Origin of the sequence: Neisseria sp. (genome assembly GCF_030530745.1) — a bacterium.
Classification (GTDB): domain Bacteria; phylum Pseudomonadota; class Gammaproteobacteria; order Burkholderiales; family Neisseriaceae; genus Neisseria.
The window spans coordinates 50,721-73,284 of the sequence record NZ_JAUMUI010000009.1; the positions used below are offsets into that span (position 1 = coordinate 50,721).

The following is a 22,564-nucleotide window of genomic DNA, read 5'->3' on the forward strand; positions in this document are numbered from 1 at the left end:
TGCAGCACCTTACCCGTTGCAGATGCTTTTGTTATGATGCCGTCTGAAACCATTTTTTACAAAGGCCGTACCATGTATAAAAAGCTGATTACTTTTTCCCTGATTGCCGCCGCTCTGGCAGCCTGCGGCGAGAGCGGCACCAAACAGGAAAATACCCCGCTGGCCTGCGACAGCCCTGCCGTGCTTCAAAACGTGCGCACCAACATCCAAGAAATCATCAAACAGGAAGCGCAGCGTTTCGCCCGCAACGACACCCGCCGGTTTATCGATGCCGATAAAATCATTGCCGCCTCCACCCAGCTCAACATACAGCTCGACGGTTCCGCCGAAGAAAACCAAAACGGCCGCCCCGTATGCAAAGCCAACCTGAGCATACAGATTCCCGCCGACATCCTGAACATTGCCCAAACCAACAGCCCGCTGGTTTACGGCGCCAACAGCAACATCACCCAACTGATTCAGGAACGCATCACCGGCAGCACCCTCACCTACGACAAAGGCCTGTTTACCCGCCCGCTGCATTACACCACCGCAGAAACCGACGGGCAAACCACCGTTAATTATGAAGACAACGCCATCACCGTAACCGCCCAAAACATCACCAGCGCGCTGCTGCCCTACGGCGTAAAAAGCATCCTGATGATTGACGGACAACCCGTCAGGCTTGAAGAAGCCTTGAATGCCGGTTCGCAAGCCTTCCCCGAACCGCCGCAAGCCGACCCCTTGGACATACTCGACAACAACGCCGCCAGCAGCACTTTCGGCGAAGAAAGCGTGAGCGCGCCCGAAACCCTGACACCGGAACCGCCCCGCAGTGAAATCACATTCTCGGCAGGCGAACTGGAGCAGGCGAAGAACAACAGCCAATCTGCCGACCGCGAAATCAACATGGTGTGGAACAGCCTCGATCAAACCGTTCAGCAAGGGCTGGTCGATGACCAGCGCAGCTGGATACAAAGCAAAAGCACCAACTGCCGCAAAGCCGCCGCCCAAGCCGAAAGCAGCCTGCAGGCCGAATACCTGCGCCTGCAATGCGAAACGCGCATGACCCGCGAACGCAGCCAATACCTGCGCAGTTATACGATTAACTAAGCCGCAGGTTCCATGCTTGAAAACAACACAGGCCGTCTGAAAACGTTTTCAGACGGCCTGTATTGTTTTATTACCGGACGGTTGCGGTTTGGTTTACCAATAACCCAACACCTTCCACCAAATCCCGCCGATTACCACAAAAATCAGCAGATTAACCACGCTCATCACAAAACCGGCTTTCCACCATTCGGCCAGCGTGGTGTAACCCGAGCCGAAAATCACCGGCGATGTGCCCGTGGCGTAGTGGGTAAGCGTCATCATGATGCTGGAAGCGGCGGCCATAATCAGCGCAAACAACATCGGCGGTGCGCCCAACGACAGGCCGGCGGCATAAAAGGCGCCGAGCATGGCGGTAATATGGGCGGTGGTGCTGGCAAACATATAGTGGGCATACATATAGGCCAGCACCAGCAACGCCGATGCGCCCGCCCAGCCTAATCCCAAGTGTTCGATACCGCTTTCAAGCACGCCGGAGAACCAGGTAATCAGACCGAGTTTGTTTAAGAAAGTGGCCATCATCACCAGCGCGGCAAACCAGGTAACCGTGTCCCACGCGCTTTTTTCCTTCAACACGTCGTCCCAAGTGAGCACGCCCGAGAGCAACAGCAGGCTCAAGCCGATAAAGGCGGTAGTGGTGGCGTCAACGGCAAAGGCTTTGCCGAAAATCATCGCCGGAACACCCGCCCATAAAATCAACAGCACGGCAAAAATCGCCAGCATGATTTTTTCGCCGCGGTTCATCGGCCCCTGCTCGGCCAGTTTTTCTTTGGCAAACTGCGCCGCATTGGGCGTTTCTTTGATTTCGGGCGGGTAGATGAAATAGAGCACCAGCGGCATCAGCACCAGCGCGGCCAAACCCGGCAGCAGCATCGCCAGCGCCCAAGTGCCCCAGCTTAAATGGATATCAGAATTGGTGGCTTTGGCAATAATATCCACCACCAGCGGGTTAGGCGCAGTAGCGGTGATAAACATCGCCGAAGTAATCGGGTTGCTGTGGTAGTTCACCAGCGCCAGATATTTGCCGATGCGCCCCTGCGTGCCTTTTTCCGGATCGGAATCGTAACTTGAGGCAATCGCCTTCATCACCGGGTGGATGATGCCGCCGCCGCGCGCGGTGTTGCTCGGCGTAACCGGTGCCAGCAGCAGCTCGGAAAGCGCCAAACTGTAGCCGATGCCCATGGTTTTTTTGCCGAACAGCGAAATAAAATAATAGCCGATGCGTGCACCCAAGCCGGTTTTGAGAATGCCGCGCGAAATCATAATCGCCACGCCGATCAACCAGATCAGCGGGTTGGCAAAGCTGCTCAATGCGTCTTTAATTGCATCGGCGGGCTTCTCGGCGGTTACGCCGGTCAGCGCCACCAGCATAATCGCCACCATGGAAAGCGCGCCGATCGGCATGGCTTTGCCGATAATCGCCGCAATCACGCCCACAAACATCGCCAGCAGATGCCAAGCCTGCGGCGTAACACCTTCGGGCACGGGCACCACAAACCAAATCAACAGCGCCAAGCCCACCGCAATCGCAGCAGGCAGCGGTTTGAAGCCGAGTTTATCGTTCATCGCTTGTTCCTTATTAATGCAGGTAAAAAAGACTTAACATAGAAATATTAGCACTATTCGCTTAATTTTAATTGATTATACACAAATTATATCAAAAAATATTCTTTTAAAATATTTTATAATACCAAGGCCGTCTGAAACTTTCAGACGGCCTTTTATGTATATGAATATATTTACAAACCGCTAACAATGCCCATCACCATACGGGCAGAATTAACCGATGCCGTTTGCAAAAATTCGTCGAAACTGATGTCGGCTTTTTCATCGGCCGCATCCGACACCGCGCGCACCACCACAAACGGCACTTCCAGTTGGAAACAGGTTTGTGCAATGGCCGCCGCTTCCATTTCCACCGCCTGCACGCCCGCAAAATTCCGGCGGATAAACGCCGTTTTTTCGCTGCTGTGCACAAACTGGTCGCCGCTCACGATTAAACCGCGATACACCGCCGCCCCCTCAAACGCCGCAGCCGCCGCAACGGCCGCCTCCGCCAAAGCCGCATCGCTCTCGAAAACGGCGGGCAGCTGCGGAACCTGCCCCAAGGCGTAGCCGAAAGCGGTAACGTCCACATCATGATGCGCCACCTGCGTGCCGATAACCACATCACCCACTTTCAAGCCCGCGCCGATACCGCCCGCACTACCGGTGTTGATCACGCAGCCGGGCGAAAAATGCCCGGCCACCAGCGCCGTAACCGCCGCCGCATTGGTCTTGCCGATGCCGCTCAACGCCAGCACCGTCTTTTTGCCGCCCAGCGTGCCGCGGTGAACCGTAAACCTGCCGAACGTTTCGGTAACAGCCTTCTCCATGCTGTTTTTCAACAGCTCGATTTCCTGCTCCATCGCACCGATAACCGCCACAGTGTTGCATACTTGTTTTTCAGACATTTTCTTCTCTTTCAAAGGGATAAGGCAGCGAATTATACCGACGAATACCGCACGGCACTACTGCGCCGGTTACCCGCTTCATGCCGTCTGAAATTTGCTATAATTACGAAATTTAACAGGGCGTGTCGTCGACAGGTTTGTGAAGCGGTTTTTTTTTGAGGGAAAATCCGCAGATGCAAGGCAAAAAGCACAGCAAGATTGGACATCTTGCGAGCATTTTTAACGCCGCAGGTGCGGATTTTAACCAAAAATACCGCCGCAATGCCGTCGACGGCACGCCCTAAAGCTCACACAGAATTAAAAGGATAAAAATGAACGAAAATCCGCTGCCGGCCAAAGAAGAAATCTATTCATTACTGAAAACACTCAACAAATACAAAGGCTCCGACCTTTTCATCACCGCCAACTTTCCGCCGGCCATGAAGCTCGACGGCAAAATCACACGCATCACCGAAACCCCGCTCACACCCGAGCGCTGCATGGAAATCGCCTTTTCGATTATGTCGCCCAAACAGATGGACGAATTCATGAACACCAACGAATGCAACTTCGCCATCAGCCTGCCCGACACCAGCCGTTTCCGCGTCAACGCCATGGTTCAGCGCGGCGCCACCGCCCTCGTATTCCGCACCATCACCAGCAACATCCCCAAATTTGAAACGCTCAACCTGCCGCCCGTTTTACAGCAAATCGCCATGCAGAAACGCGGCCTGGTAATTTTCGTGGGCGGCACCGGTTCGGGCAAATCCACCTCGCTGGCTTCAATGATTGACTACCGCAACGAAAACAGCCACGACCACATCATCACCATCGAAGACCCTATCGAATTCGTGCACCAGCACAAAAACTGCATCATCACCCAGCGCGAAGTGGGCGTAGACACCGAAAACTGGTTCGCCGCCCTGAAAAACACCCTCCGCCAGGCACCCGACGTGATACTGATCGGCGAAATCCGCGACCGTGAAACCATGGACTACGCCATCGCCTTTGCCGAAACCGGCCACCTGTGCATGGCCACCCTGCACGCCAACAGCACCAACCAGGCACTCGACCGCATCATCAATTTCTTCCCCGAAGAGCGCCGCGTGCAGCTCTTAACCGACCTTTCGCTCAACCTGCAAGCCTTCATCTCGCAGCGCCTGATTCCGCGCGAAGGCGGCAAAGGCCGCGTAGCCGCCGTGGAAGTGCTGCTCAACTCGCCGCTGATTGCCGAACTGATCCACAACGGCGACGTGCACTCGATTAAAGAAATCATGAAAAAATCGCAGAGCATGGGCATGCAAACCTTCGACCAAGCCTTATACGAGCTGTATGAAAACGGCCATATCAGCTTTCAAGACGCCGTCAAAAACGCCGATTCCGCCCACGACCTGCGCCTCGACATCCAACTGCGCAGCCGCCGCGCCCAAAACGCAGGGCCGGATCTGGAGCTGATTTAACCCGTTTGCCGCATCCGTGCCAACGGGTAAACACCGCAAAGGCCGTCTGAAAAAACACCCTGTTCTTTCCAGGCAGCCCCAAACGCCCGCAGCCGCAAATTCACCGCCCCGCTATTTTAACCCCACCCCGTGTGTGATATACTCATCGGCTGAACTTCATTTCCGATTTCCGAACATCCGAAACAGGCCACCCTGCCCGTTTCGCCAATTAACAAACAAACTTATATTCAATAAGGGCTTACGATGAGCGTAACTGTAGAAACTTTAGAAAATCTGGAACGCAAAGTAGTGTTGTCTCTGCCGTGGGGCGAAATCAACGCAGAAACCGACAAACGCTTGCAGCAAACCCAACGCCGCGTGAAAATCGACGGCTTCCGCCCGGGTAAAGCGCCTCTGAAAATGGTGGCTTCCATGTATGGCGCAAGCGTGCAAAACGATGTGCTCAACGAGCTTGTGCAAAAAGCATTCTACGACGTTGCAGTCGCCCAAAACCTGAAAGTGGCCGGCTTCCCCCGCTTTGAAGGCATTGAAGAGCAAGACGACGAAAACAGCTTCAAAATCGCCGCCGTGTTTGAAGTGTTCCCCGAAATCACCGTAGGCGATTTGTCTGCCCAGGAAGTGGAGAAAGTAACCGCAGAAGTGGGTGATGCAGAAGTGGACAAAACCGTTGAAATCCTGCGCAAGCAGCGCACCCGCTTCGACCACGTCGAGCGTGAAGCCCAAAACGGCGACCGCGTGATTATCGACTTCGAAGGCAAAATCGACGGCACCCCGTTCGACGGCGGCAGTGCGCAAAACTACCCCTTCGTTTTGGGTAACGGCCAAATGCTGCCCGAATTCGAAGCCGGCGTATTGGGTCTGAAGGAAGGCGAAAGCAAAGACGTTGAAGTAACTTTCCCCGAAGACTACCACGGCAAAGACGTGGCCGGTAAAACCGCCGTATTCGCTATCAGCCTGAAAAACGTATCTGCCCCCACCCTGCCCGAAGTAGACGAGCAATTTGCCAAAGCCTTGGGCATCGCCGACGGCGACGTAGCCAAAATGCGCGAAGAAGTACGCAAAAACGTGGCCCGCGAAGTGGCGCGCCGCACCGAGGGCCAAACCAAAGATTCGGTGATGGAAGCCCTGCTGAAAGCCACTGAAGTGCAGCTGCCCAAAGTGTTGGTTGACGACGAAGCCGCCCGCTTGGCCGATGAAATGAAACAGAATTTCACCAACCAAGGCATGGCCGATGCCGCCAAATTGGATCTGCCTGCCGACATGTTCAAAGAACAGGCCGAGCGCCGCGTGGCTTTGGGTCTGATTTTGGCCAAACTGGTCGACGACAACAAGCTGGAACCGACCGAAGAGCAAATCAAAGCCGTGGTAAGCGATTTCGCCGAAAGCTACGAAGACCCGCAGGAAGTTATCGACTGGTATTTCGCCGACAAACAGCGTCTGCAAGGCCCCACTTCCCTGGCCGTTGAAGCCAACGTGGTAGAATTCGTATTAGGCAAAGCCAAAGTAAACGAAAAAGTTTTGTCGTTCGACGAAGTGATGGGCGCACAGGCCTAACCGCGCCTGAGGCCGTCTGAACCCCGCAACAAGCACCGAAGCAGCCTTCCGCGCTTTGGTGCTTTTTATAGCGGGTTAAATTTAAAATAGTACGGCGTTACCTCGCCTTGCCGTACTACCTGCACTGTCTGCGGCGCATCGCCTTGTCCTATTTTAAATTTAACCCTCTATACTGAATATTCCGATAAGGAGAACAAGATGATTCCCGATATCCGCAACGGCTACCTGGTACCCACCGTTATCGAACAAAGCGGCCGCGGCGAGCGCGCTTTCGACATTTATTCGCGCCTGCTCAAAGAGCGCATCGTGTTTCTGGTGGGGCCGGTAAACGACGACAGCGCCAATCTGGTGGTGGCGCAACTGCTGTTTTTGGAAAGCGAAAACCCCGATAAAGATATTTTTCTGTATATCAACTCGCCCGGCGGTTCGGTAACCGCGGGCATGTCGATTTACGACACCATGAATTTCATCAAGCCCGACGTTTCCACCCTGTGCTTGGGCCAGGCCGCCAGCATGGGGGCGTTTCTGCTGTCGGCAGGCACCAAAGGCAAACGCTTCGCCCTGCCCAACAGCCGCGTGATGATACACCAGCCGCTGATCAGCGGCGGCTTGGGCGGCCAAGCTTCCGACATCGAAATTCACGCCCGCGAGCTTTTGAAACTGAAAGACAAACTCAACCGCCTGCTGGCACAACACAGCGGCCAGGACTTGGCCAAGGTAGAACGCGACACAGACCGTGATAACTATATGTCGGCAGAAGAGGCGCAAGAATACGGCCTGATCGATCAAGTGTTGACCGACCGCGCCGGCATCAAACTGTAATGTTTTTTTCAGACGGCCTCTATCCAAGCAGGCCGTCTGAAACCGAAAACATGCAGTTATAGTCAACCAACTTAATAAAAAGTACACTCGTCATACTCGGGCTTGACCCGAGTATCTTAAATTTCACTAACATGAGATGCCCTGATCAAATCCGAGCATGACGGAACTGTTATCAAGTAAATGGTTTAACTATACTGACTGCCCGGCAGATACTTTTCAGACGGCCTCAACGCTTTTTATCCCACCTAAGAAACCATCATGAACCTACTCGGCGCGCTGGCGAAAGTCGGCAGTTTAACCATGGTGTCGCGCATACTCGGCTTTGTGCGCGATACGATTATCGCCCGCACCTTCGGCGCAGGCATGGCCACGGATGCGTTTTTCGTGGCGTTCAAACTGCCCAACCTGCTGCGGAGGGTGTTTGCCGAAGGTGCGTTCGCGCAGGCTTTCGTGCCGATTCTGGCAGAATACCGGCAAACCCGTTCCGAAGAAGCCACGCGCGAATTTATCCGCCATGTGGCGGGTATGCTGTCGTTTATTCTGGTTATCGTTACCGCCGCCGGCATTCTCGCCGCACCGTGGGTGATTTACGCTTCCGCGCCGGGCTTTGTTAAAGAAGCCGACAAATTCCAACTTTCCGTTGAGCTGCTGCGTATCACTTTTCCCTATATCTTATTGATTTCTCTTTCTTCTTTTGTCAGCTCGATACTCAACACCTACCATAAGTTCAGCATTCCCGCAGTTACCCCCACGCTGCTGAACGTGTCGTTTATCGTGTCTGCGCTGTTTTTCGTGCCCTATTTCGATCCGCCGGTTATGGCACTGGCGTGGGCGGTATTTGCGGGCGGCCTGCTGCAACTGGGCTTCCAACTGCCGTGGCTGGCGAAACTGGGTTTCTTAAAACTGCCTAAACTCAATATGAAGGATGCGGCGGTCAGCCGTGTGATGAAGCAAATGGCGCCTGCGATCTTGGGCGTGAGCGTGGCGCAGATTTCGCTGGTTATCAACACCATTTTTGCCTCGTTTCTGCAATCCGGCAGCGTGTCGTGGATGTATTACGCCGACCGCCTGATGGAGCTGCCCACCGGCGTGCTCGGTGCCGCGCTGGGCACGATTCTGCTGCCCACCCTGTCGAAACACGCCGCCGGCGACAACCCGCAGGCATTTTCCGGCCTGCTCGACTGGGGCCTGCGCCTGTGTATGCTGTTGGCCATGCCGGCAGCGGTGGGGCTGGCCGTGCTGTCGTTTCCGCTCATCGCCACGCTGTTTATGTATAAGGAATTCACGATCAACGATGCACTGATGACGCAAAACGCGCTGATTGCCTATTCGTTCGGCTTAATCGGCCTGATTATGATTAAGGTGCTGGCGCCCGGCTTCTATGCGCGCCAAAACATTAAAACGCCAGTGAAAATCGCCGTGTTCACGCTGGTTTGCACCCAGTTGATGAACTTGGTTTTCATCGGCCCGCTGAAGCATACCGGCTTGGCGCTCGCCATCGGTTTGGGCGCGTGTTTGAACGCAGGGCTGCTGTATTACCTGCTGCGCAAACATGATATTTACCAACCCGGCGCAGGCTGGGCGGCGTTTCTCGCCAAACTCACGGTTGCGCTGGTGATAATGGGCGGCAGTTTGTGGCTGGCGCAGGCGCAAACTTACCTGCCGTTGCAATGGGTTAATGTTGCCGGCTGGCAGAAAGCCTTGCAGCTTTTGGGCTTGGTAACTTTCGGAGCGGTTCTGTATTTCGCCTCTCTGGCACTGATGGGGTTCCGCCCCCGTCATTTCAAACGTTCGGAACAACCGTAACCAGAAAACTTATCTGCCGAAACCTTTCAAAATCCGCCTAGGCCGTCTGAAAAAAGCAGTATATGACGTTTGTTTTGACACTATAGGTTGAATTGATAAGATTTATAGAATTATAAAATCCTTCTTTTTTAAATATCAGGCCGATATTTACGCTGAGTTTCCCCGATATCCGTTTCGGTTGAAACCCCGCTGTTTATGGCGGTAAAATTTGATTTTACTGATAAGGGTTCAATCTTCCCAAAATCATGACAACACTCAGGCGGCACTTTGAAATTTGTCGTTCCGTGTATCGTTCATTCACAATTTACCGGTCATTACGAAGCCTTTGGTTTCGGCCGTATATTCCAACCCACCACAAGGAAACCGGATGCGTTTACCAACCGCACTGCTGCCCCTGCTGGCCGCAGCACCGCTGCCCGCCGCAGCCGCTTCGCCCGACGGCGCAAGCTTGAGCCTGTTATGGGGCATACCGTTTGTTTTAATCCTACTCTCCATCGCAACGGGCCCGCTGTTTTTTGCCACCACATGGCATCACCATTTCGGCAAAATTACCGCCTTACTGACGGTTTCGTTTCTGATTCCGTTTACCTTTGCATTCGGTTTCGGTGAAACTGCCCACGCGCTCGCTCATGCACTGGTGGCCGAATATATCCCGTTTATCATTCTGCTGTTTGCACTCTACACCATTTCCGGCGGTATTTTGGTATGGGGTAACCTGCACGGCAGCCCGCGCCTGAACACTACCCTCTTGGCCGTCGGTACCGTACTGGCCTCAATAATGGGCACTACCGGCGCAGCCATGCTGCTGATCCGCCCGCTTCTGAGGGCTAACGACAACCGCAGGCACCGTGTGCATGTGGTGGTTTTCTTTATTTTCCTGGTGGCCAATATCGGCGGCGGCCTCACACCGCTGGGCGATCCGCCGCTGTTTTTGGGCTTTTTGAAAGGCGTGGATTTCGTCTGGACGCTTCAGCATATGCTGGTGCCCGTGGCGTTAAGCTCAGCCGCACTGCTGACCCTGTTTTATTTTCTCGACCGCCACTATTTCGCCCAAGAAGACGAACTGCTCAGCCACGATCCGTCTCCCGACAGCCCGCTGAAACTGTTCGGCAAATGGAATTTCCTGCTGCTGGCCGGCGTGGTGTCCGCCGTTTTGATGTCGGGTTTATGGAAACCGCAACACCCCGGCATCGATATTTTAGGCACCCCCTACCTGCTGCCCAACCTGCTGCGTGATGCCGCACTTTTGGTTTTGGCGGGTATTTCCCTTGCCATCACACCCAAGCAGGTGCGCGCGGGTAACGAATTCAACTGGGAGCCGATACTTGAAGTGGGCAAGCTCTTTTTGGGCATCTTCATCACCATCGCACCGGTTATCGCCATCTTACAGGCAGGTGAAGCAGGCGCCTTTGCAGGCCTGATTTCACTGGTGCACGACAGTGGCGGCAGGCCCGTTAACGCCATGTATTTTTGGATGACCGGCCTCTTGTCTGCCTTTTTAGACAACGCCCCCACCTATTTGGTATTTTTCAACATGGCCGGCGGCGACGCCCAGGCTTTGATGAACGGCCGGCTGTTCCACACCCTGCTGGCCATATCGATGGGCTCAGTGTTTATGGGCGCACTCAGCTACATCGGCAACGCACCCAACTTTATGGTGAAGGCAATCGCCGAACAGCGCAAAGTGCCCATGCCCGGTTTTTTCGGCTATATGGCTTGGTCGTTCGGCATCCTCGTTCCGCTTTTTGCAGTGCATACCTTTATTTTCTTTGTGTGGCAGTTGTTTTAAAACCCGCCGAAAAAGCAGAAGCCTCAAACTTGCCACCGGCAGCTTAGGGAGTGTAGTCAGAAGGCTTGCGAAGCGGTTTTTTGAGGAAAAATCCGCAGATGCAAGGCAAAAAGCGCAGCAAGATTGGACATCTTGCGAGCATTTTAGCTTCGCAAGTCCGCTACGCTACCTAACGCCGCAGATGCGGATTTTAACCAAAAATACCGCCGCAACGCGGCCGACTACACTCCCTAACCCGCCAAAATATTCAAAACCGCACGCAAATCATTGGCATTTATCTGCCCCGGCGCCGATGCCTTTTCCGCTGCGCCGAACGTCATCGCCGAACCGAATGCTTCTCCCGCCAAACGGCTGATCACACCGGTTTTGCCCATCGCCACCGTAACCAGCGGCTGCTTCGCATAATGGCGGAACATCGTTTGCGTGGCATCGAGCAGCACCAGCACATCGGCGGGCGACTGCGGCATCACTGCGATTTTGCAGATATCCGCCCCCCAATCCTGCATGGTTTGCAGGCGCGCGATAATGTCTTCTTTCGGCGGCGTTTCATAAAAATCATGGTTGCACAACAACGCCGCCACACCCTGCGCCTTAGCCAGCGCCACCGTTTCCTTCACCTCTGCATCACCCGCAAACAGCTCGATATCGACAATATCCGCCAAGCCCGAGCGTATGGCCGCCTGCACCAGCGCAAAATAAACCTCTTGAGAAACCGGGCATTCGCCCCCCTCTTCCGCCCGCCTGAACGTAAACAGCAGCGGCGTATCGGGCAGCGCTGCGCGCACCTGCCGCAAACAATCCATCACATAACCCGCATCGGCCGCCCGCTCAAGAAAGTCCGCGCGGAACTCCACCACATCGAAACTCAAACCCTGCAAATCCTGCAAAGCCGCTTGCAGGCCGTCTGAATCTTTTGCCACCAACGGCACGGCGATTTTCGGGCTGCCCTCGCCCAAAACGGTATTTTTGATTTTTACGGTGTTCATGTTATTCCTTAAAATGATAAAACAACGGTTTTCAGACGGCCTGATGTCCGGCTTTCATAATGCTAACGGTGTTTCGTGCAGAGTGTAAAGCCGCCGCCCGCCGCAACGCAGCCTGAACCGCCTGCAATACATGGTAAAATACCGCCGTTTCCCAACCGCAGGCCGTCTGAAAACCTTTCAGACGGCCTAAACTGCTGCCAATAACGATATGAACTTCCCCCTCCCCGCCTCTTCGCAAAAATCCCGCTGGCCGGATCTGACCCCCGGCAGCCTGCCGTGGGCGTTAACGCAGAGCCTGCCTGAACAACCGCTGAAAGTGATTCTCACGCAAGATGCCGAACAGGCGTTGCGCCTGCAGATTGCGTGGCAGTTTTTCCGTCCGCAGGATAACGCCGTGTTGCTGCCCGATTGGGAAACGCTGCCGTATGAGCGTTTTTCGCCGCATCAGGATTTGGTATCGGAGCGTTTGGCGGCGTTGTGGCAGGTGAAAAGCGGCTTGGCCGACGTGTTGATTGTGCCAGTGGCCACCGCCATGCAGAAACTCGCTCCGGTGCCGTTTCTGCTCGGACGCACGTTTTGGCTGAAAACGGGGCAGACGCTCGATGCCGAAGCCTTGCGCGGCAATCTGACCGATGCGGGTTACAGCCATGTTTCCAACGTGGTGGCTTCGGGCGAATTTGCTATGCGCGGCGGCATTTTGGATATTTTCCCGATGGGGGCGGAGCTGCCCTACCGCTTGGATTTGTTCGGCAACGAAATCGACAGCATCAAAACCTTCGACCCCGATACGCAGCGCACGCTCGCGCCCGTTTCCGAAATCCGCCTCCTGCCCGCCCACGAATTCCCCACCGACGACGACGCGCAGAAAATCTTCCGCGCCCGCTTCCGCGAGGAAACCAGCGGCGACTACAATGCCGCCACGGTCTACCAAGCCGTGAGCGGAGGCCGTTTCGGCGCGGGGGTAGAATATTATCTGCCGCTGTTTTTTGAAGACGAATGCGCCACCCTGTTTGACTACATCGGCACAGAGGCGCTGTTTGTCTGCATCGGCGATGTGCACGCCGAAGCCGCGCGCTTTTGGACGGATGTGAAATCGCGTTTTGCGATGGCGCAGGGCGACGAAACCTACCCGCCTTTGCCCCCGCAGCATCTGTATCTCAGCGAAGACCAATTTGCAGGCCGTCTGAAACCCTATCCCCAAATCCTGCCCGATTTAAACGGCCAAACCCACCTCTTGCCCGATGTGGCCGTGAACCGCCACGCCGAAGACCCGCTGGCCGCCTTAAAGGCTTTTCAGACGGCCTTTAACGGCCGCATCCTGCTCACCGCCGAAAGCGCGGGGCGGCGCGAAACCATGCTCGGCTTTTTCGCCCAACACGGCCTGAAACCGCAAAGCGTGGCGGGCTGGCAGGCGTTTTTAGACAGCAGCGCACCGCTGGCGGTTACGGTTACGCCGCTGGCGTATGGGTTTCAAGTAGGTCGGGCATTTATGCCCGACAGCGACCATGTCGATCTCTCAACTCTGTCGGGCATAAATGCCCGACCTACGCCGCCCATCGCCGTCATCACCGAATCCGACCTCTACCAATACGTTGCCCGCAGCCGTACCACCAACCGCCGCAAAAAACATGCACAGGTTTCAGACGGCCTATTGCGAGATTTGGCCGAAATCGGCATCGGCGATCCCGTCGTTCACGAAGAGCACGGCATCGGCCGCTATATGGGTTTGGTGGGCATGGATTTGGGCGAAGGTGTCAGCGAAATGATGCTGATCGAATACGCGGGCGAAGCGCAACTTTATGTGCCTGTTTCGCAGCTGCATTTAATCAGCCGCTACTCGGGGCAGGCGCATGAAAATGTGCAGCTGCACAAACTGGGCAGCGCGGCATGGGGCAAAGCCAAACGCAAAGCCGCCGAAAAAGCGCGCGACACCGCCGCCGAACTGCTCAACCTCTATGCCCAACGCGCCGCGCAGGAAGGCTTTAAGTTCGCCTTCAACGAAGCCGATTATCAAGCCTTTGCCGACGGCTTCGAATACGAGGAAACCGAAGACCAGGCCGCCGCCATTGCCGCTACCATCAAGGATTTGACCCGGGCAAAACCGATGGACCGGCTCATCTGCGGCGACGTAGGCTTCGGCAAAACCGAAGTCGCCCTGCGCGCCGCCTTTGTCGCCGTGATGGGCGGCAAACAGGTGGCCGTGCTCGCCCCCACCACACTTTTGGTGGAACAGCACGCGCAAAACTTCGCCGACCGCTTCGCCGATTTTCCCGTTCAGGTAGCCTCCTTATCCCGCTTCAACAGCGGCAAAGCCACCACCGCAACCCTCAAAGGTATGGCCGAAGGCACGGTGGACATCGTTATCGGCACCCACAAACTGGTTCAGGACGACATCAAATTCAAAAACCTGGGGCTGGTGATTATCGACGAAGAACACCGTTTCGGCGTGCGCCAGAAAGAGCAGCTCAAACGCCTGCGCGCCAATGTCGACATCCTCACCATGACCGCCACGCCGATTCCGCGCACGCTCAGCATGGCGCTGGAAGGCCTGCGCGATTTCTCGCTGATTACCACCGCCCCGAGCCGCCGTTTGGCCGTGAAGACTTTCGTGAAGCCGTTCAGCGAAGGCAGCGTGCGCGAAGCCGTGCTGCGCGAATTGAAGCGCGGCGGCCAAGTGTTTTTCCTGCACAACGAAGTGGAAACCATTGAAAATATGCGCGAAAAACTGGAAGCCCTGCTGCCCGAAGCCCGCATCGGCGTGGCGCACGGCCAGTTGCGCGAACGCGAGCTGGAGCAAGTGATGCGCGACTTTTTGCAGCAGCGGTTCAACGTATTGCTCTGTTCCACCATTATTGAAACCGGCATCGACATTCCCAACTCCAACACCATCATCATCAACCGCGCCGACAAATTCGGCCTCGCGCAACTGCACCAACTGCGCGGGCGTGTCGGCCGCAGCCACCACCAAGCCTACGCCTACCTGCTTACCCCCGAATACATCACCAAAGACGCGGAAAAACGCCTCAACGCCATCGCCGCCGCCGACGAACTCGGCGCAGGCTTCACGCTGGCGATGCAGGACTTGGAAATCCGCGGCGCGGGCGAAATCCTCGGCGAAGGCCAGAGCGGCGAAATGATGCAGGTAGGCTTCACGCTCTACACCGAAATGCTCAAACAGGCCGTGCGCGACCTGAAAAAAGGCCGCCAACCCGACCTCGACGCACCCTTGGGCGTAACCACCGAAATCAAACTGCACAGCCCCGCGCTGCTGCCCGAAAGCTACTGCCCCGACATCCACGAACGCCTGGTGTTATACAAGCGGCTGGCCACTTGCGAAACCGAAGCGCAAATCAACGCCGTGCACGAAGAACTCGTCGACCGCTTCGGCCTGCCCGAACAGCCCGTAAAAACCCTCATCGAAAGCCACCGCATCCGCCTGACGGCAAAAGAATTGGGCATCACCGCCATCGACGCCACCGCCGAGTCCGCTACCTTCACTTTGGGCAAAAACCACAGTCTTGATCCCACCGAACTGATCCTGCTGATTCAAACCGACAGGCAATACCGCCTGGCAGGTGCCGACAAACTGCGTTACACCGCCGAAATGGCGCAGCTTGAAACGCGGATACAGCAGGTAAAAAAAATATTGAAAATGCTGCAAAGCAAAGCGGCTTAAAGCCACTTTTAAGCCGTTTTTAAGGCAAAGGCCGTCTGAAAAAAAAGTGAACAGTCCCCCAATACTTGGACAAGTTGAGAACCTTTCTCAAACGGCCCGCCCCTCCCGCTCAGGCCGCCTGAAAATCCGTTCGTAATAATGCCATTGAGATATAAAATGCCGTTATTATAATGACAGTATCAATATATTTAAGGCAACGCACCAATATGAACGGCATTTTTGGCAATCCGCTATTTATCACGGTTATTCTTTCCGTTTCTGCATTCCTGGTTTTCCGAACCATTTCCGGCAACCGCAAAAAAGCGCGCGGCAGCGCGGTTTACAGCCTGTCGTTCCACAGCGGCAACCATCCGCTGGCGCCCCAGCTTTTCGCCGACACGAGCGGCTGCCGTGATGTGTTTTCAATGCAGTGCAACCTGAACGATGCGGCATTTGAAGCGCAATATCCGGTGGGCGGAATGTTGTCGTTCAACGGCGAAAGCCATCTGATTTCGCGCAGGCGGAAATACTTGTCGGCCGAAGCTGGCCGGCAGCCGCAATTCGGCTATGCGCTTTATTTTCAGGCATTTGAAAAAAGTGAGTTTCCGCTGCTGATCACGTTTGCCGGGCAACGGCACTACCGCCATATTTTCTTAGACGAAGAAGGCTGCACCCTAACCGCCGCCAACGGCAGAGCCGCCCGTCTGCCCTATGCGCAATTATGTTTCAAGGCGCGGGAAAAACGCCTTACGCTGAAAACCGACCGCGAAGAACATATCATCAGGCACAGCGAACTGTGCCCTGCCGACCGGCAGGTTTTGGAAGCAGTGCTGCAAAAGTATGCGGCTTCGATTAATTTGGATCCTGAGGATTTTATGTAATCCGCCATACGAAACCGGGATACTGGGAAAGAGTTAAAAAAACCTGTCAGGCCGTCTGAAAATTGTTTTCAGACGGCCTGACATATCTGCAAAATCTACAAAAACACCGCCGCCACCATTTGCAAAGGCGCGCCATACTTACGGAACGGATAACGGCAGCCGTGCATTTCAAACCTCCCAAGGTTTTTTCATTTCCCAATCCGACTCATCTTTATGTAGTTTTAATACATATCAAAATATTTTACTCTTCAATTAAAACCGGCATATAACAGGCAACAAATCAAAACGGCCGTTCCAAATCAGCCTTAAAATAAAATAATATAGTTATTTCAAATAGCTAACATAAAATCTTAAAAAGCAAAGCTCAAACAAAGCATGATGTTTTATGATGCAAGTCAAGAATACATGTAAAAATATTACCTATACTGTCCTCACTGAAATTTTATTACCGCTATCCCTTACTTCTTTTCAGGAGAGACACGATGAACGAACCTGCCGATAACACCATCAGCCCTGCCGTAGCCGAGGTCAACCGTTTGGTTGAGAAAGGTTTGGTTGCGCTGGAGCAGTTCCGCACACTCGATCAAGAACAAATCGACTATATCGTGGCCAAAGCCTCGATTGCCGCGCTCGACAAACACGGCGTGCTGGCCATGCACGCGGTGGAAGAAACCGGCCGCGGCGTGTTTGAAGACAAAGCCACCAAAAACCTGTTTGCCTGCGAAAACGTGGTGCGCCGCCTGCGCGATTTGAAAACCGTGGGCGTGATTAGCGAAGACGACGTAACCGGCATCACCGAAATCGCCGACCCGGTGGGCGTTATCTGCGGCATCATCCCCACCACCAACCCCACTTCCACCACGATTTTCAAAGCCCTGATTGCGCTGAAAACCCGCAATCCGATTATTTTCTCTTTCCACCCTTCCGCCCAGCAGTGTTCCGCCCACGCCGCGCAAATCGTGCGCGATGCCGCCATCGCCGCAGGCGCGCCGGAAAACTGTATTCAATGGATCGAAAACCCCGCTAAAGAAAGCACGTCTTCACTGATGAAACACCCCGGCGTGGCCACCATTCTGGCCACCGGCGGCAATGCGATGGTAGAAGCGGCTTATTCATGCGGCAAACCCGCGCTCGGCGTGGGGGCCGGCAACGTTCCTGCCTATGTGGAAAAATCTGCCGATATCAAGCAGGCCGCCCACGATATCGTGATGTCGAAAGCGTTCGACAACGGCATGATCTGCGCCAGCGAGCAGGCCGTTATCGCCGACAAAGAAATTTATAACGAGCTGGCCGACGAATTTAAATCCTACGGTGTGTATTTCGCCAACAAGAAAGAAAAGGCGCTGCTCGAAGAATTCATCTTCGGCGTGAAAGCCGGCAGTGCCAACTGCGGCGGCGCCAAACTCAATGCCGCCGTGGTGGGCAAACCGGCCGCCTGGATTGCCGAACAGGCCGGTTTCAAAGTGCCCGAAAAAACCAACATCATCATGGCGGAATGCCGCGAAGTCGGCCCCAAAGAGCCGTTAACCCGCGAAAAACTCTCGCCCGTGCTGGCCATGCTCAAAGCCGAAACCACCGAAGAAGGTTTGAAATTCTCTGAAGAAATGGTGGAATTCGACGGCCTCGGCCACTCCGCCGCCATCCACACCGCCGATGAAGAGCTGGTGAAAACCTTCGGCGGGCGCGTGAAAGCCCTGCGCGTGATTTGGAACTCACCCTCTTCGTTCGGCGGCATCGGCGATGTGTATAACGCGTTTCTGCCCTCTCTGACCTTAGGCTGCGGCTCTTACGGCAAAAACTCCGTGGGCGGCAACGTTAACGCCGTGAATCTGTTAAATATCAAAAAAGTAGGCCGTCGGAGAAACAACATGCAATGGTTTAAAGTGCCCGCCAAAATCTATTTCGAACGCGATTCCATCCAATACCTGCAAGATATGAAAGATTGCGAAAAAGTGATGATCGTTACCGACCGCTCCATGGTGGATTTGGGTTTTGTCGATAAAATCACCCACCAGCTCAACCTGCGCAAAAACAAAGTTACCGTGCAGCTGTTTACCGACGTGGAAGCCGACCCCAGCGTGCAAACCGTGTATAAAGGCACCGATCTGATGCGCAGCTTCCGGCCCGACACCATTATCGCGCTGGGCGGCGGCTCGCCGATGGATGCGGCCAAAGCCATGTGGCTTTTCTACGAACAGCCGCAGGTTGACTTCGAAGATTTGGTTCAGAAGTTTATGGATATCCGCAAACGCGCGTTCCGCTTCCCCGAATTGGGCCGCAAAGCCAAATTTATCGGCATCCCCACCACTTCGGGCACCGGCTCCGAAGTAACGCCGTTCACCGTGATTAGCGACGGCGATAAAAAATATCCGATTGCCGACTATTCGCTCACGCCCACCATCGCCATCGTCGATCCCGCGTTTACCATGACCGTGCCGGCAAGCGTTACCGCCGACACCGGTATGGACGTGCTCACCCACGCGGTGGAGGCCTATGTTTCGGTGCTCGCCAACGACTTCACCGACGGTTTGGCGCTGCAAGCCATCAAGCTCGTGTTTGAATTTTTGGAACGCTCCTACAAATACGGCGCCGACGATCCCGAAGCCCGCGAACGTATGCACAACGCCTCCACCATCGCAGGCATGGCCTTCGCCAACTCGTTTTTGGGCATCAACCACTCGCTGTCGCACAAAGTGGGTGGCAAATTCCATACCATCCACGGCCGCACCAACGCGGTTTTCCTGCCGCACGTTATCCGCTACAACGGCACGCGCCCGCAGAAAACCGCCACATGGCCGAAATACAACTACTACAAAGCCGACGTGAAATACCAGGAAATCGCCCGCACCCTCGGCCTGCCGTGCAGCACTCCGGCCGAAGGCGTGGAATCGTTTGCCAAAGCCTGCGACGAGCTGGCGCGCAAAGTGGGCATCAAAATGTCGTTCAAAGAGCAAGGCATCGACGAAAAAGCCTTTACCGCAGCCCGCAAAGAGCTGGCGCTGATGGCCTACGAAGACCAATGCTCGCCCGCCAACCCGCGCCTGCCCATGGTGGCCGATATGGAAGAAATCCTCACCAAGGCTTATTACGGCGGATAATGCGTTAACGCATGAAACAACAGGCCGTCTGAAAAAATCTTTTCAGACGGCCTGAAACCTTTGCAAAATTCCTTCATTATCTTAAAACCCCTGTGTCATGCTCGGGCCTGACCCGAGCATCTTTTTGTTTCAAAAGAAATAACAGATACCCGGGGCAAGCCCGGGTATGACGGCGGTTGGGTATTTCAGACGGCCTGTTGCCGCTCTTAACGGAAGAAATCGCCCATGCCTGCGGGCAGGCCTTGGGTAAATGCGCCCATGGTTTTGCTGGTGGTTTCTTCGGCCTTGTTGCCCGCATCGTTGATGGCAGCCAAAATCAGATCTTCCAGCATTTCTTTGTCGTCGGCGGCTTCCTGAATCAAATCTTGGCTGATGTCGATTTTGCGCACAACGTGGTTGCAGGTCATCACCACTTTCACCAAACCGTTGCCGGCTTCGCCGTTCACTTCGGTTTCGGCCAGCTTGGCCTGTGCTTTTTTCATGTTTTCCTGCATTTGCTGAGCCTGTTTCATCAGGCCGCCCAATCCGGCTTTTCCGAACATGGTGTGTACTCCTGTTTTAAGGTTTGTGATTAAAAAAGTAAGTTTATAGTTAAACTACTTAATTCAGTAACAGCTCCGTCATGCCCGGGCTTGACCCGGGTATCTTGCGTTTCATCAAGTTTTGAGATACTCGGGTCAAGCCCGAGTATGACGTCCGTTATTTTTTCTTAAGTTGATTAACTATAGTTGTCAGCCAACTCAATTAAGGCCGTCTGAACGGTTTGGCAAGGCTTTCAGACGGCCTGCGTTATTCCTGCGCCTGCTTCAATTCCAGCGTTTCCGGCAGCCATTGCGCCTCGAAAAGCTGCAAAATCTGCCGGGCGGCGGGGTCGGCTTCGAGCAGTTGCTGCGCCTGTCGGCGGCCTTCGATTTGCAGGCGGTTGCGGTGCATCACGGGGGTTTCCCAGCCTGCGTCGTCGCGCCAGGCTTCGGTTTGCAGCTTCAAGGTTAAACCGTAGGCTTTGGCCAGCGTGTTTTGGATTTTGTCCAACCGCTCTTTGTTGGTAGTGGCTCGGGCCTCTTGGGTGAGGGCAAACACCAGCAGGCCGTTTTCGGCATCGTAGCGGGTAAAGGCGGCGTTTTGGGCGATCATTTGCGCGGCGCCGAGTTTGGCGGCCAGGCGTTTGGCAATCTGCGGCCAGTTTTCGGGCGCCAAATCGGGCAGCGCGGCAAAGGCGGTTTCGCCTTCCGTCTCCTCTCCGTTTGCACCGCTGTCATCCGCCGCTTCTTCCACCTGCCCTGCTTCCGCACCGAACATATCTTCTACTGGCAAATCGGCGGGCGGCAGAGGGGAATCGTCGTTTTCGGGGAAATACGGCGGTTCGTCGGGATAATCGTAAAAGCCGTGCTCAAAGCCGGTTTCTTCAACAGAGGCCGTCTGAAAGGTGTTGCCGCCTGCACCAACCGCTTCTTCTGCAAAAACGGGTTCGGCGGCGGCGGTGTTCTCCGCCGGCGGCAATGTTTCGTCCGGTGCAGAAACGGCAGGCTGCGGCACGGTTGCCGGTGTGTCGGGTGCGGCGGCCGGCGTTTCGGCGGGTGTTGCCGTTGCGGGGCCGGTCGTCTGAATGTTGTCGGCAGCCGCAGCGGGCGGTTCGGATAATCCGGCGGATTCTGCCGTATCTTCCCACCGCGGCGTGTCTTCTGCCGGATTGCCGCCGCTGCTTTCAGACGACCTGTTTGCGTGGTGTGAGGCCGTCGTCTGAACGGTATCTTGAACAATATCTGCGTCCGTGTTTGAAACCAAGGTTTCAGACGGTTTCTCCGGCAGAATCAGGGGCTTTTTTGCGGCGGGTTCCGTGTGCTCGGGGTTGTGCAGCTGCGTGCCTTCGATAACACCGTCGGCATCATGGGCTTTGGCGGCAATCGGGGCGAAGGCGAGCATACGCAAAAGCGTCATTACGAAGCCTGCGTATTCGTCGGGTGCGAGGCTCAAATCGTGTTTGCCGCGGATGGCGCATTGGTAATAAAGCTGAATCTGCTCGCCGCTCAGGTATTGCGACAGGCGCAGCAGGGTTTCGTGTTCGGGGTCGCCGGCAACGGCGGCGGGCACGGTTTTCGCCAGCGCCAAACGTTGCAGAAGCATGGCCAGCTCGCTTAAGGCGTTGTCGAAACCGATGGCGCGCGCGGCCATTTCCTGCGCTTTCGAGAGCAGCGCTTCGCCGTCTTGGTTGACAATGCCTTGCAGCAGCTCGTAAAGATAGTGTTTGTCTACCGCGCCTATCATCTGGCGCACGTCGTGCTCGGTTACGCTGCCCGAACCCATGGCAATCGCTTGGTCGAGCAGGCTTAACGCGTCGCGCATCGAACCCATCGCCGCTCGCCCCAACAGTTGCAGGGCGGGCGCTTCGTAGGCAATCTGCTCCACCGTGAGCACATGCGCCAAATGGTCGGCCACCTGCTGGGTGGTCATATTGCGCAGCACGAATTGCAAACAGCGGCTCAGCACGGTAACCGGAACTTTGTGCGGGTCGGTGGTGGCGAGAATGAACTTCACGTGCCCGGGCGGTTCTTCCAGCGTTTTGAGCATGGCGTTGAACGCGCTTTTCGAGAGCATATGCACTTCGTCGATGATATAGACTTTGTATTTGCCGGCAGTAGGCGCGTATTGGGCGTTTTCGAGCACTTCGCGGATGTTGTCGATGCCGGTGTTGGAAGCGGCGTCGATTTCCAAAAGATCGACATAACGCCCCGCGTCAATCTGCGTGCAGCTTTGGCACACACCGCAAGGCTCGCCGTGCGAGGGCGTTTCGCAGTTCAGGCTTTTGGCGAGAATGCGCGCGATGGTGGTTTTGCCCACCCCGCGCGTGCCGGTGAGCAGGTAGGCATGGTGCAGACGGCCTTCGTCGAGCGCGTTGCGCAAGGCTTTGACAACGTGCTCCTGCCCGACCAGATCGGCGAAGGTTTTGGGCCGCCACTTGCGGGCGAGAACTTGATAGGCCATAACTGATTGC

Annotated in this window: 14 protein-coding genes and 1 pseudogene; 9 read left to right on the forward strand and 6 right to left on the reverse strand. The window is 55.2% G+C overall.

Translation table 11 applies throughout. The annotated features are described in order from the left end of the window. Positions 1 to 72: 72 nt before the first annotated feature. Positions 73 to 1,092, forward strand: coding sequence for a lysozyme inhibitor LprI family protein (locus tag Q3970_RS05055; RefSeq protein ID WP_303099518.1), 1,020 nt, complete (start codon positions 73 to 75; stop codon positions 1,090 to 1,092). A 93-nt stretch (positions 1,093 to 1,185) separates the two neighbouring features. Here Q3970_RS05055 and Q3970_RS05060 read toward each other — a convergent pair whose 3' ends face one another. Next, positions 1,186 to 2,655: a DASS family sodium-coupled anion symporter gene (locus tag Q3970_RS05060; RefSeq protein ID WP_303099519.1), complete on the reverse strand. Its 1,470-nt coding sequence runs from the start codon at positions 2,653 to 2,655 to the stop codon at positions 1,186 to 1,188. A gap of 173 nt (positions 2,656 to 2,828) precedes the next feature. Next, the gene (locus Q3970_RS05065) at positions 2,829 to 3,542 is read right to left on the reverse strand and encodes a 5'-methylthioadenosine/adenosylhomocysteine nucleosidase (RefSeq protein ID WP_303099520.1); all 714 of its coding nucleotides are present in this window, start codon (positions 3,540 to 3,542) and stop codon (positions 2,829 to 2,831) included. A 311-nt stretch (positions 3,543 to 3,853) separates the two neighbouring features. On the opposite strand from Q3970_RS05065, the gene Q3970_RS05070 reads away from it, so the two are divergent. Both Q3970_RS05070 and tig read left to right on the forward strand, forming a co-directional pair. Further along, on the forward strand, positions 3,854 to 4,981 hold the full coding sequence (locus tag Q3970_RS05070; RefSeq protein WP_303099521.1) for a PilT/PilU family type 4a pilus ATPase: 1,128 nt from the start codon (positions 3,854 to 3,856) through the stop codon (positions 4,979 to 4,981). 243 nt (positions 4,982 to 5,224) lie between these two features. Then, entirely contained in the window at positions 5,225 to 6,535 is a 1,311-nt protein-coding gene (tig, locus tag Q3970_RS05075) for a trigger factor (protein WP_303099522.1), read from the forward strand. Between the two features lie 68 nt (positions 6,536 to 6,603). Here tig and Q3970_RS05080 read toward each other — a convergent pair. Next, positions 6,604 to 6,710: pseudogene (locus Q3970_RS05080) on the reverse strand (IS5/IS1182 family transposase); the annotation flags it as partial. Positions 6,711 to 6,733: 23 nt separating this feature from the next. Here Q3970_RS05080 and clpP point away from each other — a divergent pair. The 3 genes from clpP to Q3970_RS05095 all read left to right on the forward strand — a co-directional run bounded on the left by clpP (position 6,734) and on the right by Q3970_RS05095 (position 10,952). After that, a complete protein-coding gene (gene clpP, locus Q3970_RS05085) occupies positions 6,734 to 7,357 on the forward strand; it encodes an ATP-dependent Clp endopeptidase proteolytic subunit ClpP (protein WP_303099523.1) in 624 nt (207 codons plus the stop codon). 258 nt (positions 7,358 to 7,615) lie between these two features. Next, positions 7,616 to 9,163 (forward strand): murein biosynthesis integral membrane protein MurJ, encoded by a 1,548-nt coding sequence (gene murJ, locus Q3970_RS05090; RefSeq protein WP_303099524.1) that lies wholly within the window; start codon positions 7,616 to 7,618, stop codon positions 9,161 to 9,163. Between the two features lie 367 nt (positions 9,164 to 9,530). Then, positions 9,531 to 10,952: a sodium:proton antiporter gene (locus tag Q3970_RS05095; RefSeq protein ID WP_303099525.1), complete on the forward strand. Its 1,422-nt coding sequence runs from the start codon at positions 9,531 to 9,533 to the stop codon at positions 10,950 to 10,952. Between the two features lie 230 nt (positions 10,953 to 11,182). Here Q3970_RS05095 and aroD read toward each other — a convergent pair whose 3' ends face one another. Then, positions 11,183 to 11,938 carry a type I 3-dehydroquinate dehydratase gene (gene aroD / locus Q3970_RS05100; protein ID WP_303099526.1) on the reverse strand — a complete coding sequence of 252 codons (756 nt, stop codon included), beginning with the start codon at positions 11,936 to 11,938 and terminating at the stop codon, positions 11,183 to 11,185. Positions 11,939 to 12,146: 208 nt separating this feature from the next. Between aroD and mfd the strand changes: the two genes are divergently transcribed. From mfd to adhE, 3 genes are all read left to right on the forward strand, one after another. Then, entirely contained in the window at positions 12,147 to 15,614 is a 3,468-nt protein-coding gene (gene mfd / locus Q3970_RS05105) for a transcription-repair coupling factor (protein ID WP_303099527.1), read from the forward strand. Positions 15,615 to 15,820: 206 nt separating this feature from the next. Beyond that, entirely contained in the window at positions 15,821 to 16,474 is a 654-nt protein-coding gene (locus Q3970_RS05110) for a hypothetical protein (RefSeq protein ID WP_303099528.1), read from the forward strand. Positions 16,475 to 16,956: 482 nt separating this feature from the next. Next, positions 16,957 to 19,572 carry a bifunctional acetaldehyde-CoA/alcohol dehydrogenase gene (gene adhE, locus Q3970_RS05115; protein WP_303099529.1) on the forward strand — a complete coding sequence of 872 codons (2,616 nt, stop codon included), beginning with the start codon at positions 16,957 to 16,959 and terminating at the stop codon, positions 19,570 to 19,572. A gap of 206 nt (positions 19,573 to 19,778) precedes the next feature. Here the strand turns inward: adhE and Q3970_RS05120 are convergent, their stop codons facing one another. Continuing rightward, positions 19,779 to 20,114 (reverse strand): YbaB/EbfC family nucleoid-associated protein, encoded by a 336-nt coding sequence (locus Q3970_RS05120; RefSeq protein WP_303099530.1) that lies wholly within the window; start codon positions 20,112 to 20,114, stop codon positions 19,779 to 19,781. A gap of 247 nt (positions 20,115 to 20,361) precedes the next feature. Further along, positions 20,362 to 22,554, reverse strand: coding sequence for a DNA polymerase III subunit gamma/tau (gene dnaX / locus Q3970_RS05125; protein ID WP_303099531.1), 2,193 nt, complete (start codon positions 22,552 to 22,554; stop codon positions 20,362 to 20,364). Positions 22,555 to 22,564 lie beyond the last annotated feature (10 nt).